The 15,662-nt window shown below is 60.4% G+C and carries 18 protein-coding genes and 1 pseudogene; 7 read left to right on the top strand and 12 right to left on the bottom strand.

Going from position 1 to position 15,662, the window contains the following annotated elements; translation table 11 throughout:
* Positions 1–147: 147 nt before the first annotated feature.
* The 4 genes from ACQZ40_RS14080 to ACQZ40_RS14065 are packed head-to-tail and all read right to left on the bottom strand — an operon-like array spanning position 148 to position 4,080.
* Positions 148–942, bottom strand: a complete 795-nt coding sequence (locus ACQZ40_RS14080) for an ABC transporter ATP-binding protein (protein ID WP_220317311.1) — start codon at positions 940–942, stop codon at positions 148–150.
* A complete protein-coding gene (locus tag ACQZ40_RS14075; protein ID WP_162934113.1) occupies positions 939–1,382 on the bottom strand; it encodes an NUDIX hydrolase in 444 nt (147 codons plus the stop codon). The genes ACQZ40_RS14080 and ACQZ40_RS14075 overlap by 4 nt, the downstream gene beginning before the upstream one ends.
* Positions 1,379–2,836, bottom strand: coding sequence for a dihydropyrimidinase (gene hydA, locus ACQZ40_RS14070; protein ID WP_448748188.1), 1,458 nt, complete (start codon positions 2,834–2,836; stop codon positions 1,379–1,381). Before hydA ends, ACQZ40_RS14075 begins: the two co-directional genes overlap by 4 nt.
* Positions 2,833–4,080, bottom strand: coding sequence for a Zn-dependent hydrolase (locus ACQZ40_RS14065; RefSeq protein ID WP_448748187.1), 1,248 nt, complete (start codon positions 4,078–4,080; stop codon positions 2,833–2,835). Before ACQZ40_RS14065 ends, hydA begins: the two co-directional genes overlap by 4 nt.
* 259 nt (positions 4,081–4,339) lie before the next feature.
* Between ACQZ40_RS14065 and rutR the strand changes: the two genes are divergently transcribed.
* From rutR to ACQZ40_RS14050, 3 genes and pseudogenes are all read left to right on the top strand, one after another.
* Positions 4,340–4,981 carry an HTH-type transcriptional regulator RutR gene (gene rutR / locus ACQZ40_RS14060; RefSeq protein ID WP_003520582.1) on the top strand — a complete coding sequence of 214 codons (642 nt, stop codon included), beginning with the start codon at positions 4,340–4,342 and terminating at the stop codon, positions 4,979–4,981.
* 354 nt (positions 4,982–5,335) lie between these two features.
* Positions 5,336–5,659: pseudogene (locus tag ACQZ40_RS14055) on the top strand (DUF2325 domain-containing protein); the annotation flags it as partial.
* Positions 5,640–5,930, top strand: coding sequence for a hypothetical protein (locus ACQZ40_RS14050; RefSeq protein WP_174036383.1), 291 nt, complete (start codon positions 5,640–5,642; stop codon positions 5,928–5,930). The pseudogene ACQZ40_RS14055 and the gene ACQZ40_RS14050, both read left to right, overlap by 20 nt.
* Positions 5,931–5,933: 3 nt before the next feature.
* On the opposite strand, the gene ACQZ40_RS14045 is transcribed toward ACQZ40_RS14050, so the two are convergent.
* The 5 genes from ACQZ40_RS14045 to uppO all read right to left on the bottom strand — a co-directional run bounded on the left by ACQZ40_RS14045 (position 5,934) and on the right by uppO (position 8,934).
* A complete protein-coding gene (locus tag ACQZ40_RS14045) occupies positions 5,934–6,329 on the bottom strand; it encodes a DUF423 domain-containing protein (protein ID WP_174036382.1) in 396 nt (131 codons plus the stop codon).
* The gene (locus tag ACQZ40_RS14040; RefSeq protein WP_035220023.1) at positions 6,326–6,727 is read right to left on the bottom strand and encodes a group II truncated hemoglobin; all 402 of its coding nucleotides are present in this window, start codon (positions 6,725–6,727) and stop codon (positions 6,326–6,328) included. Before ACQZ40_RS14040 ends, ACQZ40_RS14045 begins: the two co-directional genes overlap by 4 nt.
* Before the next feature lie 103 nt (positions 6,728–6,830).
* Positions 6,831–7,184, bottom strand: a complete 354-nt coding sequence (locus ACQZ40_RS14035; RefSeq protein ID WP_174036381.1) for a HepT-like ribonuclease domain-containing protein — start codon at positions 7,182–7,184, stop codon at positions 6,831–6,833.
* Positions 7,184–7,480, bottom strand: a complete 297-nt coding sequence (locus tag ACQZ40_RS14030; protein ID WP_448748186.1) for a nucleotidyltransferase family protein — start codon at positions 7,478–7,480, stop codon at positions 7,184–7,186. Before ACQZ40_RS14030 ends, ACQZ40_RS14035 begins: the two co-directional genes overlap by 1 nt.
* Before the next feature lie 38 nt (positions 7,481–7,518).
* The gene (gene uppO, locus ACQZ40_RS14025; protein ID WP_448748185.1) at positions 7,519–8,934 is read right to left on the bottom strand and encodes a polysaccharide biosynthesis phosphomannomutase UppO; all 1,416 of its coding nucleotides are present in this window, start codon (positions 8,932–8,934) and stop codon (positions 7,519–7,521) included.
* Between the two features lie 257 nt (positions 8,935–9,191).
* Here uppO and uppM point away from each other — a divergent pair, with 257 nt between their 5' ends.
* Positions 9,192–10,814: a polysaccharide biosynthesis protein UppM gene (gene uppM / locus ACQZ40_RS14020; protein WP_448748184.1), complete on the top strand. Its 1,623-nt coding sequence runs from the start codon at positions 9,192–9,194 to the stop codon at positions 10,812–10,814.
* Between the two features lie 22 nt (positions 10,815–10,836).
* On the opposite strand, the gene ACQZ40_RS14015 is transcribed toward uppM, so the two are convergent.
* Positions 10,837–11,046 carry a hypothetical protein gene (locus tag ACQZ40_RS14015; RefSeq protein WP_003509414.1) on the bottom strand — a complete coding sequence of 70 codons (210 nt, stop codon included), beginning with the start codon at positions 11,044–11,046 and terminating at the stop codon, positions 10,837–10,839.
* Between the two features lie 245 nt (positions 11,047–11,291).
* Here ACQZ40_RS14015 and uppL point away from each other — a divergent pair, with 245 nt between their 5' ends.
* Together uppL and ACQZ40_RS14005 are read left to right on the top strand one after the other, a co-directional pair.
* Positions 11,292–12,092 (top strand): polysaccharide biosynthesis UDP-hexose transferase UppL, encoded by an 801-nt coding sequence (gene uppL / locus ACQZ40_RS14010; RefSeq protein ID WP_448748213.1) that lies wholly within the window; start codon positions 11,292–11,294, stop codon positions 12,090–12,092.
* Between the two features lie 190 nt (positions 12,093–12,282).
* The gene (locus ACQZ40_RS14005) at positions 12,283–12,531 is read left to right on the top strand and encodes a hypothetical protein (protein ID WP_065655100.1); all 249 of its coding nucleotides are present in this window, start codon (positions 12,283–12,285) and stop codon (positions 12,529–12,531) included.
* A gap of 17 nt (positions 12,532–12,548) precedes the next feature.
* Here ACQZ40_RS14005 and uppJ read toward each other — a convergent pair whose 3' ends face one another.
* Together uppJ and uppH are read right to left on the bottom strand one after the other, a co-directional pair.
* Entirely contained in the window at positions 12,549–13,493 is a 945-nt protein-coding gene (gene uppJ / locus ACQZ40_RS14000; RefSeq protein WP_448748183.1) for a polysaccharide biosynthesis UDP-hexose transferase UppJ, read from the bottom strand.
* Between the two features lie 8 nt (positions 13,494–13,501).
* Positions 13,502–14,413 carry a polysaccharide biosynthesis endo-1,4-beta-xylanase UppH gene (gene uppH, locus ACQZ40_RS13995; RefSeq protein ID WP_233283546.1) on the bottom strand — a complete coding sequence of 304 codons (912 nt, stop codon included), beginning with the start codon at positions 14,411–14,413 and terminating at the stop codon, positions 13,502–13,504.
* A gap of 177 nt (positions 14,414–14,590) precedes the next feature.
* Between uppH and uppI the strand changes: the two genes are divergently transcribed.
* Positions 14,591–15,661 (top strand): polysaccharide biosynthesis UDP-hexose transferase UppI, encoded by a 1,071-nt coding sequence (uppI, locus tag ACQZ40_RS13990; protein WP_448748182.1) that lies wholly within the window; start codon positions 14,591–14,593, stop codon positions 15,659–15,661.
* Position 15,662: the final 1 nt, after the last annotated feature.

Below are 15,662 nucleotides of genomic sequence, written 5' to 3'. Positions count from 1 at the left end.
TCCCCCTCAAGGGGGGAGATCGACTCGTGGTGAGGTCTCGCCCATCTCAGCGTTTGCGAATAGAGCGGTGGTAGGGCCTCCTGCCGATCTCCCCCCTTGAGAGGGAGATGCCCGGCAGGGCAGAGGGGGGGAATGCTGGCGCTGACCTCACCCCTCATAGCTATGCCCCGCCTTCAACCCCTCACGCACCCGATGTGCGATCGCCAGAAACTCCGGCGTCTCGCGAATCTCGAGCGGCCTTTCCCGTGGCAGCGTCGATGTGATCACATCCGTCACTCTGCCCGGCCGCGGCGACATCACAACGATCTTGGTCGAGAGATAGACCGCTTCGGGAATGGAGTGGGTGACGAAGCAAATTGTCTTGCCGGTCGCATCCCAGAGTTTCAGAAGCTGTTCGTTGAGGTGATCGCGCACGATCTCATCCAGTGCGCCGAAGGGCTCGTCCATCAACAGCAGGTCGGCATCGAAGGCGAGAGCACGGGCAATGGAGGCGCGCTGCTGCATGCCGCCGGAAAGCTGCCAGGGATATTTCTTGCCGAAACCGTTGAGATTGACGAGATCGAGCGTGCGCTCGATGCGCTCGCGCTGCTCGGCCTTGGTATAGCCCATGATTTCGAGCGGCAGCGCAATGTTCTTTTCGATGCTGCGCCACGGATAAAGGGCGGCGGCCTGAAAAACGTAACCGTAGGAGCGGTCCCGGCGGGCGTTTTCCGGCGTCGTGCCGTTGACGGTGATGTCGCCGGATGTGTGTTTTTCCAGATCGGCGATGACCCGCAGGAAGGTGGTCTTGCCGCAGCCGGAAGGGCCGATGAAGGAGACGAAATCGCCCTTGCCGACCTCCAGGTCGACATTGGAAAGTGCGTGCACCGGGCCATCGCCCGTTTCGAAAGTGAGGCCGAGATTTCTGGCGGAAACGACGGAATAGGGGGAGGCCTGGTTCATCTGGGCTTGGTTTCGCTTTCCGTCAGGGCCGCGCGCGCCAGCGGCAGCATTTGGGTTTCCGTAAGCCTTGCGATCGTTATGCCGGTGTGGCGGTCGAGATCGAGCCAGCGCACTTCCTCTATTTCCGCCTGCGGGGCGACATCGGCATGAAGCCTCGCGATGAATGTATGGGCGACGACGTCCGCCCCCGTCTCATTGGCGGCCTCCTCGCGAAAGACGCCTTCATAACGGGCGGCATTTTCGGGCAGCGTCAGGCCGATTTCCTCGGCAAGTTCGCGGTGAAGCGCCTGTTCCGGCGTTTCGCCTGGATCGATCTTGCCGCCCGGCTGCATGAATTGCGTGGTGCCGCGCTTGCGCACGACCAGCATCTGCCGTCGCTCATTGAGGAGAACGGCTGCGGCGATGACGATTTCGCGTTTCGGCCCGGCGCTCACGGTCATACACCCGATGCCGGAATGCCGCTGCGCTCGACCTTGCGCGGCGCTACGAGTTCCTTCCAGGTGGAAAGCGCCCGGCTGACGGCTGGATAAGCATCGCGGGCGATGAACTGGCCGTGACCCGGCTGCGTTTCGATGGTGGCCTCCTCGATGCTGACGAGACCGCGCGACAGGGTGTAGCGCGGCAGGCCTTTGACCTTCTGGCCTTCGAACACGTTGTAATCGATGGCCGATTGCTGGCTCGCCGCGCTGATGGTCTTTTCCAGCGCCGGATCCCAGACGACGATATCGGCATCGCTACCGACGAGGATCGCGCCCTTTCTGGGGTAGATGTTCAGAATCTTGGCGATGTTGGTGGAGGTGACGGCGACGAATTCGTTCATCGTCAGGCGGCCGGTCGCCACGCCATGGGTCCAGAGCAGCGGCATGCGATCTTCCAGCCCGCCGGTGCCGTTCGGAATCCTTCGGAAATCGCCAAGACCAAAGCGTTTCTGTTCGGTGGTGAAGGCGCAATGGTCGGTCGCCACGCATTGCAGCGAGCCGGAGGCGAGGCCCGCCCAGAGGCTGTCCTGATGCTGCCGGTTGCGGAAGGGCGGCGACATCACCCGACGCGCGGCGTGATCCCAGTCGGGATTGGCATATTCGCTTTCATCGAGGATCAGGTGCTGGATCAGCGGTTCGCCATAGACCCGCATGCCGTTTTGCCGGGCGCGGCGGATGGCTTCATGGGCCTGCTCGCAGGAGGTATGGACGACATAAAGCGGCGCACCGGCCATATCGGCGATGATGATGGCGCGGTTGGTGGCCTCGCCTTCCACGGAGGGTGGGCGGGAATAGGCATGCGCCTCCGGCCCGACATTGCCTTCCGCCATCAGCTTTTCCTGCATCTGCGCGACGATATCGCCGTTTTCCGCATGCACGAAGGGAATGGCGCCCAGTTCGGCGCAGCGCGAGAAGGAGGCGAACATCTCGTCGTCATTCACCATTAAAGCGCCCTTATAGGCCATGAAGTGCTTGAAGGAGTTGATGCCTTTTTCCCGAACCACCGTCTTCATCTCATCGAAGACCTGCTCGCCCCACCAGGTGACGGCCATGTGGAAGGAATAATCGCAACTGGCGCGCGTCGCCTTGTTGTCCCAGCGCTGCAGGGCGTCAAGAAGCGATTGCCCCGGCTCCGGCAGGCAGAAATCCACCACCATGGTCGTGCCGCCGGCAAGCGCCGCGCGCGTGCCGCTCTCGAAATCATCGGCGGAATAGGTGCCCATGAAGGGCATTTCCAGATGCACATGCGGATCGATGCCGCCGGGCATGACATAACATCCGGTGGCATCGAGTACCGTGCCGCCGGTCAGATCAGGCCCGATCTCGGTGATCCTGCCGCCTTCGATCTTCACATCGGCCTTATAGGTGAGGTCGGCGGTGACGATGGTGCCGTTCTTGATGATGGTGGCGGTCATTCCGCGATCTCCGCAGTCTCCAGCACTGCATGCAGCAGCACATCGCAGCCGGCGGCTGCCCATTCCGGCGAAATTTCTTCGGCCTCGTTGTGGGAAAGCCCGTCCACGCAAGGGCAGAAGATCATGGTGGAGGGGGCGACCCTTGCCGTCCAGCAGGCATCGTGGCCGGCGCCGGAGATGATATCCATGTGGCTGTAGCCGAGTTTTTCGGCGGCGGAGCGTACGCGGCCGACCAAAACGGGGTCGAAGGTGACGGGATCGAAATGGCCGATGGCCTCGATTGAGCAGCCCACGCCGAGTTCTTCGGCGATCTGCGGCACCTCGCGCTCGAAGATGGCGCGCATGCTGTCGAGTTTCGCCTGTGAGGGGGTTCTGAGGTCGATGGTGAAGACCACCTTGCCGGGCAGCACATTGCGGGAATTGGGCGTGAAGATCATCTGGCCAACGCCGGCGACGGCGCCGGGCTGGTGAGCCATGGCCACCTCCTGCACCTTTTCGAGAATGCGGGCGGCGGCAAGACCGGCATTGACGCGCATGGCCATAGGCGTGGAGCCGGTGTGGGCTTCCTTGCCGGTCAGCGTCACTTCCAGCCACCACAGGCCCTGGCAATGGGTGACAACGCCGATCTGTTTGCTTTCCGCCTCCAGGATCGGACCCTGTTCGATGTGATATTCGAAATAGGCGTGCATTTTGCGCGCGCCCACCTCTTCCTCGCCCAGCCAGCCGATGCGTTTCAGCTCTTCGCCATAGGTCTTGCCGTCGGTATCGGTGCGGCCATAGGCATAATCGAGATCGTGAATGCCGGCGAAGACGCCGGAGGCCAGCATGGCCGGGGCAAAGCGCGCGCCTTCCTCGTTTGACCAGTTGGTGACGGTGATCGGGTGTCTGGTTTTGATGTTCAAGTCATTCAGGCTGCGCACCACCTCCAGCCCGGCCAGCACGCCGAGCACGCCATCGAACTTGCCGCCGGTCGGCTGGGTGTCGAGGTGGCTGCCGATATAAACGGGAAGCGCATCCGAATCCTCGCCGGGGCGGGTGGCGAACATGGTGCCCATGCGGTCGACGCCCATCGTCAGGCCCGCCGCTTCGCACCAGCGCTGAAAGAGGCGGCGGCCTTCCGCATCCTCATCCGTCAGCGTGCGGCGATTATTGCCGCCGGCAATGCCGGGGCCAATCTTCGCCATATCCATCAGACTGTCCCACAGACGGTCGCCATTGACCGTCAAGTTCTTACCCGCCGCCATAAAGTGTCGTCCTCACCTGTTTTGTTTTTATCGAAGCAAAGCTTGTGCCGTTCCCTTTTTTGCCGGTTAAGATAACAGCCATTGCCTTGTGATGGCGATGGGGGATAAATTGACCGGCTGGTAAACATTGCAAATTCGCGGTGGCGTCAGCAAGGGATTTCGTGACGAATCGCAGTAATTTTGCCTAAACTGTACGCGGAGATTATTTTTTAAGCATACTGTAACGGCAATTGCATGGAAAAGAAACAGAGAGCTGAGAATGGCCATACCGCGCGCAGCGAAAACACAGAAGCGGACCCGCATTCAGGAAGAAAAGCAGGAAGCGATTCTTGAAGCCGCGCTCAGTGTTTTTTCCACAAACGGGTTTCGCGGTTCCACCATCGATCAGATTGCCGAGGCGGCCGGCATGTCGAAACCGAACGTGCTTTATTATTTCCGCACCAAAGAGGCGATGCATCGCGCGCTGATCGAGCGGGTGCTGGACACATGGCTCGACCCGCTGCGCGCTTTCGATGCCGAGGGCAATCCTGAAAGCGAGATTCGCTCCTATATTCGTCGCAAGCTGGAAATGTCGCGCGATTTCCCGCGTGAAAGCCGCCTGTTCGCCAATGAAATCCTACAGGGCGCGCCGCATATCGAGGATGAGCTGAAGGGGCCGCTGAAACAACTGGTGGATGAAAAGGCCGAGGTGATCCGCGCCTGGGTGAAGGCCGGACGGATGGCCAAATGCGATCCTTATCACCTCATTTTTTCCATCTGGTCTACCACCCAGCATTATGCGGATTTCGATGTGCAGGTGCGGGCGGTGCTGGGCGAGAAGAATGGCGGCGAGGGCCGTTTCGAGGATGCGGCCCGGCATTTGGAGCAGCTTTTCATGGGCGGATTGCGGATAAACGGCTGAAGGGAACCGTTCTCGCGCCTAGAGTGTTTTCGCGTTCTTCGAATCGCGAAAACACTCTAACTCTTTGTTTTGGCGCATTTCCGGACGGAAAACCGGGTCCACTTTTCCTGGAAATGCTCTAAGCAATCGATTCTTTATGCCGAAACATGAGGAAAATTATCACCTTTATACTTTACTCCAAAACTCATCTTTATTATGGTGCCGGCATCCCGAACGTCCGGGGCATTGAAAAATCAACCGGCAGGTGAGGGAATGGCACGCAAGGAAAAGAAGAAGGCCGAACGTGGCGGCAAGCAGGGCAAGGGCGTTCCCCAAACCGAGCGGGACGTGGCCGAACAGCAGCTTTCCGGTCCCAAAAGCTTTCTTTATGTCGGCGGCCGTGACTGTCAGGTTGCTCATCTTCGCCAGATCGCCAGCAATTTCGGCGCGGAGCTCATTCATCACGATGGCGGCCTGCGTGAGGCCGTCTCGCGCATCGATACCGTGCTTCCCTCCGTCGACTGCGTTTTCTGCCCGATCGACTGTATCAGCCACGATGCGTGTCTGCGGGTGAAGTCCGGTTGCAAGAAATTCGGCAAGACGTTCATTCCGCTGCGCAACGGCAGCAAATCCAGTCTGGAGCGGGCGCTGCAGACGATGAATGAACGGACCTCCAGCGATGAGCGACGAGCGCAATAATTTTAAGGGTGAAGAGCCGGCGGCGGAAGCCTGCCGTGTGGAACTGCACAAGATGGCCGAGCAGGCTGCCGATCCGGCCCTGACGGATATCTATGAAATCATCGGTGAACGCGAAAGGCGCAACCGCCTTGCCAGAAGCGGCGGGAATGTTGTGACCTTTCCCTATCTGCGCACCCGCCAGCCCGGTGAAACGCCGTCCTTCAAGATCGGCACGGCGGCCGAAGAGGGCCGCAATATCCTCTCGTTTCGCTGGACGCGGCGTAAGGGCTAAAGCCTAACCCTTCGGCTTCAGAAATGCTCCCGCGCACAGCACCAGCCACCCGCCGATCATGCCGAGGCCGCCAGTGGGTGCGGCGTAGGGAAACAGGCTGTGGCCGGAAAAATGCCTGGTAACGAGATCGCCGACAAAGACCGCAGTACCGAGGCCGAGGATCAGGCCTGCCGGAACGGCGGTTCTGATGCGATCCGCGCCGATATGAAGCGCCACCAGCACCGGCGCATGCGCCAGCGCCATGGCCGAAGCATTGCCGAGCATATAGGTTTCGCCGGTGTGGGTGGCGGCGGCGGCAAGCATGACGCCCGCAGCACCCAGGAGGCCGCCCAGCAACAGAATGAAGGCCCGCAATCTTTCGCGCGGCAGGCTTGCGATGGTCGCGCTCTGCGTGGTCATTGGCTGTCCGCCTCCTGGTTCTGCATGTGAAAGGCCAGCCGCTCCACCGGCGTCCAGATGATCTCGCGCAGCTTCGGGTTTTCGATGGTCTCGTCCATGGCGCGTCGGAAGCAGAGCAGCCATTCATCCCGCTCTGCCGGGCCGATGGGGGCGACGAAATGGCGGCGGCGCAGCATCGGGTGGCCATGTTTCTCGACATAGACGGGCGGTCCGCCAAGATATCCCGTCAGATAATCGTAAAACTTCGCCTCGCTGCCGGAAAGATCGGCGGGATGGATGGCGCGGCAGCGCGCCGCTTCCGGCAGGGTATCCATCAATTCGTAGAAGCGCCGGGTCAGTGCCCTGACGGTCGCATCGCCACCGATCGCTTCATAAAGGGTAATGGTCTCGCCGCTCATAATCCGCCTCTCGTGGCCCTCCGGTCCTTATCGCTCCATGGAGCCGGAAGAGCAACTGGGCACGGGCGGGGTGCGACATTTGCGACACGGCGCTGATAAGTCCTCAGTTTTCACTTTCGACGGATCGTTGGATAGCCTCAACAGCGATTTTGAGCGGCGGCACATGTTCGGTGACCACGGCCCAAACGACGTCATTCGCGATCTTGTGGTACTCATGACGCAGAATATTGCCGATTCCCCGAATCTGTTTCCACGGTACGTCCGGCGCAAGCTCCAGCAAGTCATCGGGTAGGTGACGGGACGCCTCGGAGACGATTTCGAGGGCGCGTTGCACGGCGAGTTTGAGGAGCCAATTTTGCTGGAAATCAGTGAGCGACAGGCCTGCGGTGTGGGTCTCAATGCCGTTTATGGCCTCCAGAATTTCGGCGAGAACCGGCCCGACCCTACGTCTGGTCATCAAAATATCCGTACGGCGGATTGCTCGATGTCATTCCGGAGCAGCGGGTGGAGGCTGTTGCGTGTCGTCAAGTCGACTTCCACGGCCAATTCTTCTTCCAGAAACTGCTTGATACCGACGAGATCGATCAACGAAAAACGGCGGCCCGGATCATAGTCGATGAAGATGTCCAGATCGCTGGAGGCAAGGGCCTCATCGCGGGCCGTCGATCCGAAAAGATAGAGCGACGTCGCGCCCATGCTTTTCACTGCATGGGCGTGGCGCTTGAGTTTCCTGATTGCGTCCGTTCTCTTCATGCGTGCAGCTTACACCATCGCGTATGCGGCATCCACTCTCACCCAAAATTGCGGATGAGATCGAGCCCCTCGTTCAAAAGCGTTTCGGCCTCGTCCTGATTGGCGGCTTCGACGTAGCAGCGCATTTCGGGAGCGTTGCCGGATGGGCGGAAATGGATGGTGCTGCCATCGGTGAGCGCGACGCGCAGGCCGTCGATGTCGCTCAGCGCCTTCACGGTGCCGACCGGCGCGAGGAAGGCCTCGAGATTGCTGCGCGAGGCGCGCAGATGCGTCATCAGGGCGGCGCTCTTTTCCTGCGCGAAATTTTCCAGGCGGTCGGCGGCGGCGACCGGTAGGTTATAGGCGGCGGCGATCTGCGACAGCGGCTTTTTCTGTTCTGCCGAGAGAAGCAGCACGGCGAGAACCGGCAGGAAGCTGTCACGCGTCGGCAGCGGCGAAAGCGCCCGGCCGTTAAGTGTGAAGGCAGACGCCGTCAGCAGGCCGCCATTGGCCTCGAAGCCCATGACGCCGTTCTTGCCGGCGGCGAGCGCCTCAGCCATGCCCGCGATCACGAAGGGGGAGCCGACTTTGGTGCGGACGACATCGAACGAACCGCTCGCCTCGATGCCGGAATTGGAGGTGACGGGGGTGACGACCACGCCGGCGCCGAGGAAATTGGCGGTGATCAGGCCGATGAGGTCGCCGCGCAGCGGCACGCCGTTTTGATCGGTCAGCAGGGGACGGTCTCCGTCGCCATCGGCGGAAACGATGGCGTCGAGACCGTGCTCCGGCGACCATTTCTTGAGAAGGGCCAGCGTTTCCGGCGAGACCGCTTCGGTATCGACAGGGATGAAGGTTTCGGAGCGGCCGAGCGGAACGACATCCGCACCATAATGGGCAAGCACGTCGACAAAGAGATCGCGCGCCACCGTGCTGTGCTGGTAAACGCCGATCTTGAGGCCGGAGAGCGCTTTTTCCGGCAGCAGCGCGATGTTGCGCTCGTAGAAAAGTTCGGCTGCGGTGGCGGAATGGTCCTCGGCGGTCGCCGCCTCGTCGCTGATGCCTTCCGCTTCGATTTCGGTGGCAAGAGCGGCAATCGCCGTCTCGTCCTGCTTGTCGATTTCGCCGTCCGGGCGGTAGAACTTGATGCCGTTGCGGTCGGCCGGAATATGCGAGCCGGTGATCATCAGCGCGCCGGCCTTCAGTGACAGGCCGTAAAGCGCCAGCGCCGGTGTCGGCACCGTGCCGCAATCGAACGGGGTCAGGCCGGCTTTTTTGAGCGCGGCGATGCAGGTGGCGGAAACATCCGGGCTCGAATCGCGGAAATCGCGGCCGACGAGAATGGGATCGCCCGCCTTTGCCTGGCCCGATGTGAGAAGGTGCCTCGCAAATGCCGTGGCATAGACGGCAGAAGCTTTTCCTTTCAGATCGACAGAGAGGCCGCGAAGGCCGCTCGTTCCAAATTTCAGGCTCATTCCAAACTCCGTTTCGATAAAATCTTTGAGGGTCAAATGGATAATGCAAAAATATAACGGTTGAAAGAACCGTATCGATCCATTCAAGTCAATCATCCCTTTCAACGCCGACGCGAATAGGCGATGATGGCGGGACTGATGCGGGTAACCTAAAATTCACCCGTCATATTTAAACTTGTCCGTCGATAGCGGCTCTGGCGACGATGGGAACCCTCTGTTGCCGGCCTTTTTGTGGTTCGTTCGAGTTGGATTGGCTGATGTACAGGCTTCAAAAGGCGGGACATAAGCAGGCACGTCCGCTCGATGAAAAAACGGCGCCTGCCGCGAGAACCCATGGTTCCCTGCTGGACGATCTGGTGGATGAGGACGAGGTTTTCGAGCGCACGGTGCTGAAGGAGCATCTGGAGCCGAAACCGGCGAAAACCGTCGCCGAGCCGGCTGCGGCCGAGACGCCGGTGAAGACGGCTTCGCCGAGCGGCAGTCTGGCGACTGCGCTGCCGGGCCTGAAACATATCGACAGGATCGGTGTGGATGACGTCATCCTCTGGCTTCGCAAAGGCATTGTCTGGATCGTGCTGGCAATCGTTCTCTGCGTTGCCGGCGCGCTGACCTATGCCTCCATGACGCCGCCGCGCTACAAGGCCTATACGGATATCGTCGTCAATCCCTCCAACCTGAATGTCGTCAATGACGGCGTGTTTTCACCCAACCAGCAGCGCGACACGCAAATCCTCGAGGTGGAAAGCAAGCTGCGCACCATCACCTCGCGCAACGTGCTGGCACGGGTGGTGGACGAGCTGAAGCTCGATCAGGATCCTGAATTCATCAGCCCGCCGCCGCTCGCCCGGCTGAAGGCGATGTTCTCATCGAAACCGGAAGATGACGACAACCGGGTCGGCGCGCTTCGTTCGCTCGGCGATCGGGTGGCGGCGGAACGCGACCCGCGATCCTTTGTCGTGACGCTTTCGGTCTGGACCAATGACGCCGAAAAATCGGTGACTGTCTCCAAGGCCATCGTGAAGGCTTTCGAAAGCGAGCTATTCCAGACAAACTCCGACAGCAGTCAACGCGTCGTTGACGATCTCAGGAAGCGGCTCGAGGAAATGCGCGAGAATGTGACCGCCGCCGAAAAGCGCGTGGCCGATTTTCGCCGTGAGAACGGCCTGCAGGAAAATAACGGCCAGCTCGTCAGCAATCTGGCTTCCGGTGAGCTGAACGCTCAGGTGCTTGCGACCCAGCAGCGCCTCATTCAGGAAGAATCGCGCCTCAAGCAGATGGAGGCGGCGATTGCGCAGAACCGCACCCAGAGCGACGCCATATTCGACAGCCAGACGATGAATACGATCCGCGCGCAATACAGCACGCTGCAACAGCAGATCGGTGCGATGACGCTGACCTATGGCGCGCGCCATCCGCGGCTTGCGACAGCAGGGGCGGAGCGGGCGATGCTGGAACAGGGAATGGCGGATGAGGCGCGGCGTATCCTTCAAGCGGCAAAGATCAACGTCGCGGAGGCGCGCTCCTCACTCGATGCCCTGCGGCTGAAAGCGGTGGCGGAACGCGCCAATGTCTTTACCGACAATGAGGCGCAGGTGCGGCTGCGTGATCTCGATCGTGACGCCCGCTCGGCGGCGGCGATCTATGAGACTTATCTCACCCGCTCCCGCCAGCTTGCCGAACAGCAGTCGATCGATTCCACCAATGTACGGGTGATTTCGCAGCCGGTTGCGCCCAATTCCAGAAGCTGGCCGCCGGGCAAGCTGACGTTCCTGATCGCCGGCGGCATGGGCGGCCTGTTCCTTGGTCTGGCAATTGCCGTGGCGCTCGGTCTCTGGGGTTATCTTCGCCGGGACGACCACGCGGATGTCGCGGCGCGGTAAGACAAGGCGGCTGTGCGTCGCCTTATTCTTCCGAAATCAGACCGTCATAAACCTCGAGCAGCGCGGCGGCGATGGCCGCGCCCAGTGCATTGCCGGCATCGCGAATGCCCGCTTCGTCACCGTCGCGAACCGAAATGGCAAGGTCGGACGCCTCGTTGGCGACGATTTCTTTCGCCCGTTCTATCGCCCAGAGGCCGAAATCGCCGCGATTGTCGATCGAGATTGTTTCCATGGCCGGAGCCCTTCCGTGGTTTGATTTCCGCGTCCCTTAACCCATCGGCTGGAAAACCGGAATAGGCGGAAAATGTGGCGCACAACCTTCAGGCGTGTAAAATGGCCGCCGCATACGGGGATTTATAAAAATATTAATGATAGTTCTTCGTAGTGTTTGAAGCCTTATACCCTAAGCATAAGCGTGAATATAACAATGAAACGATGCCTATCTTGGACACCGGACAGATTATGACAGGGAGAGAGATGCCGGATGCGGAGGGGACTGGCCAGGTCTGGCCGGTTATTCCGCTTGCGGCGTTACCCATTACCGACGCGACCATCGACGAAACCGCGCGGGATTTCATCCTGCGCGCGACGACGGCGCGTGCGGCCGGTGCAAAACCGTTTTATTCGACATCGGCAAACGGTCAGGTCATCGCGCTCTGCCATCACGACCGGGAATTCGACGCCATGCTTCGGCAGGCGGACCAGATCCATGCGGACGGCATGTCGCTGGTGATCTTCTCCCGCAAATTCTGCCCGAAGGCGTTGAGAGAACGGGTTGCGACCACGGATCTCGTTCATGCCGTTGCGAAGCGCGCCGAAGAGACGGGCAGCCGTTTTTATTTCCTCGGCGGCTCCGAAGAGGTGAACCGTGCGGCGGTCGAGGAAATGCAGAGGCTTTATCCGCGCCTCGTATTTGCGGGGCGGAGCAACGGTTATTTCAGCCGGGCCGAGGAAGAGGCGATCCTCGCCGATATCGCGGCATCCCGGACGGATATTCTCTGGGTTGGCTTCGGCATACCGCTGGAGCAGCGTTTCGTCTCGCGCAATCTGGACAGGCTTTCCGGCATCGCCGTGATCAAGACCTGCGGCGGCCTTTTCGATTTCCTCGCCGGCAAGAACAGCCGGGCGCCGCAATGGATGCAGGATATGGGGCTGGAATGGCTTTACCGGGCCATGCTCGAGCCGAAGCGGCTCGGAAAACGTTACCTGCTGACCAATCCTATCGCCATATATTCGCTGCTGAAGTATCGCTTCGGAGCGTCGGGACAAGGTCGCTAGATCATCGCGACAAGCTGCTGCGGCGCGAAGAATAAAGCGCGCGTGCGCCTCTCGCCCGACAATATAAGATTGTCCTAACTTATTGAATGGATGTGCTGCGTCGCTGAAATCCGTTGCAACTGCGAACATCTGCGCTACAGTGCATCAATATTACAAATTTATTCGAATCATAGATTTATTGAGGCCACCAATGGTGATTACGTCCATTTCTCTTTTCATATATGGAATTGGCACCGTTACCTCTCTCGCCATGACCTATATCGAAGGCGCCCGCCGCGGCAAGGACTGGGATTTTTATCGCGTGACCGGCATCGTCCTTTGTTTCTTCTGGCCGGTGCTCGTGCCGCTCCTCGTCCTCGCGACCGCCTTGTCGTCGTTCGGTTTCCAGAAACGGTTCACGAATACGATCTCGCTCGGCAGGCAAAAAACCCTTGGCTGAGCCGAAGCAATCCCGCTTCAGCTCTTCTTCGCCGGCGCCTTGTAGGGCGTGAGCGTAATGCCGAGGCTTGCCATCACGCGGCCGATGGACATCAGCGGCGGATGCGTTGCTGGCAGCAGGGTTCCGGTTTTCACGAAGGCGGAAACGGCGCGGACAAGAGACAGGCACAGGCTGACGGCGTTTTTGGCGGCAAGCAGCAGCCCACCCTTCAGGCCGGGGCGTCGGGCACGGTCGATGCTGTAATTGATGATGCCGGTTCGGAGCGAGCGCTCCATGATCCAGCGCGGCGCCATGCGGTTTTCCGGCACATATTCGATGATGAGCGCTTGCGCATTCCAGGCGAATTTGAAACCGGCCTTGCGGCAGCGGGTGAAGAAATCCATGTCGCCGCCGCCGAGGAAGTTGAAGCGCACGTCGAATTCCGGTTTCGCCAGCGTCTCGAAAACCCGCCGTGAGATCAGGCAGTTACCCGATCCATGGATTTGCTCGACGGGGCCGGTCGGCGCTTCGATGGAGCCGAACAGCGGATGCGAGAGAACCGCCTTCGAAGCCGGCGCGTCGAATTCCCGGTTGACCGGGCCGCCGACGATATCGACGCCGAAGGATTTCGCCGCCGAAACCATTTCGGCAAGCCAGACGGGGGAGGCGGCCTCGTCGTCATCGATCATCAGGAACCACTCAGCCGAAACATAGCTTTGCCGGGCGGTGCGGAAGGCGGTGTTGATGGCGTAACAATTGCCCTGCGTCGGTTCGACCAATGCCTCGCCGGCCATGCCGCTTTCGGCGAAAAAGGCGCGCGCGACCGCGAGACCCGCCTGGCCCGCGCCGTCATTATCGACCACGACGATGGCGAAGGGAAAATCGACCTTCTGGGCCGCGAGCGACCGAAGCGTCTTTTTCAGGCCTTCCGGCCGGCGGAAACTCGGAATGCACACCACCGCTTCCGGCATGATCTCGGACATGGAAACTCCTAAATTCCGGCAAGCGCTGCGGCGGAAAAAACGACGGCCCTGAGGCTCTGGCGCGGGCGATTGAGGAAGGTATCGGCCAGCGCCGAAAAGGCCTCGCGGTAGCGGCGGGCGCGGAAGGCCTGCGCCACGGTATAGGCATTCATGTGGTTTTCGGACCGGCGGCGAAGCCGTCGCAGCTCCGGCGGCGAAACGGCAGCGACGATGGCCGGGTCGGAAAACACGGCCTCGATTGCCGGTTCGCAATCCCGGAAGGTCAAAAGCCGGTTCATCATCACGCTCGTTCTGTGCACGCGGTAATCCAGCACATGGCAGCCAGGCAGGTAAACGAAACGGCCGGCGGCGGCCAGCCTGCACCAGCCATACCAGTCTTCGGCATAACGCAAAGTCTCGTCGAAACCGCCGAATTCCTGAAAGATGCGGGTCCTGACCAGCATGATGCCGCCATTGACGATGAAGTTGCCGCCGAGCAGCGGCTGGAGAATGAAACCATCGGGTTTTTCCCGGCGGCGAATGAGATTGCGCCGGCCGATCTTGACGCCGTTTTCATCGATGCGCTCGTAATCGCCATAGACGGCGACGACATCCGGCCCGGAAATGCCGGCGCAAAGGGCCGCGATGGCGCCCGGTTTCAGGCGATCGTCGGCATCGAGAAACATCGTCCATTCGCCGCGCGCCTGCGACAGGCCGAAATTTCGCACGGCGGAAACGCCCTGCCTTCCCTGTGGCCGGGCAAGCAATTTGACGCGAGGGTCGGAAAAACCTTCCACCTTTTGTGCGGTGGTGTCGGTGGAGCCGTCATCGACCACCAGCACTTCGCCGATGGTCTCGCCCTGCAGCAACACGCTTTCGATCGCTTCCACGATGTAACGCTCGCCATTGCGAACGGGAATGACAATCGAAACGGAAACCAAGACTTCAAACTCCATGCGGCGTGGGCCAAGAATTCGCACAGCGAAGTTACTACCGCATTAAGCGGGTCTGGCCAATTATGACGTGGTATAACGTCGGTTAACCTTGCAAATCTTTAATATCCTTTTCCTATGATCGGAATGTTATGTTTTGGGAATAAAGGTTGCGGAGGCGGGTGCATGCGGATTGGGCGGCGGAATTTTATGGGCGGTGCGGCAAGCGCTGGCCTGCTGCATGCCGTGGCCGGCCCGGCCTTTGCCGCGCAGAAGAAAGCGGCGAGTAAAACCGCCCCTTACGGCGCGGCCGTTTACCTGCCGGATCTCACGGCCGATAGCCGCATCGGCGAGGCGGTGGTGAAATATTGCTCGCGCATTACCCCCGTTACCGAAATGAAATGGGAGGTCCTGCGGCCTTCGGCGGAGGCGTTCGATTTCGCCGCCGCCGATGCAATCGCCAATTTCGCCCGTCAGCATAAGCTTTCCATGCACGGCCATCCGCTGATCTGGTATGCCTCCAATGCGCCCTGGCTTGCGAGCATCGGCGGCGGCGTGAAGGTCGAGAAGCTGATGGAGACCCATATCGTCACGGTGATGGAGCGTTATAAGGACGTGATCCATAGCTGGGACGTGGTCAATGAGCCGATCCCCGACGTGCCGGGCAATGTGCGCGCGCGGCGCGATGCCTGGTATTACGGCGCCGGGCCGGACGCCATCAAGAAGGCTTTCGAGATCGCCCATGCCGTCGATCCGAAGGCGCAGCTCGTGCTCAACGAATATGATGTGGAATTTGCCGCCGAGAAATCGCCGGCCAAACGCGCCGCCTTTCGCAATCTCATTCTCGAACTGCTGGAGAAGGGCGCGCCGATCAACGCCGTCGGCCTGCAGGGGCATTTGCGCGGCGGCTGGCCGATCGCCAAGGACGAGCTTGCCGCCTTCACGGCGGAAATGCGCAGTTACGGTCTTGCCGTTCTGGTGACGGAGCTGGATGTGATGGACCAGACGCTGCCCGCACCGGAAGCCGAACGCGATATGCTGATCAACGGCCAGGTCCGTGAATTTCTGGAGGCGGCTTCCGCGGGCGGCGCACTTTCCTCCATCACCACATGGGGCATCTCGGATCAATATAGCTGGATCCGCTGGGCCTATCCGCGCCGGGACGGCACCGCCAACCGGCCGCTGCCGCTGGACTGGAGTTTCAACGAAAAACCCATGATGGCCATCATCAATGAATTCCGGAACCGTGGTGCATGAC

The organism is Agrobacterium sp. 16-172Ci, from assembly GCF_053522725.1.
The sequence above is the reverse complement of the archived record's forward strand: the minus strand, read 5'-3'. Positions and strand labels throughout refer to the sequence as shown.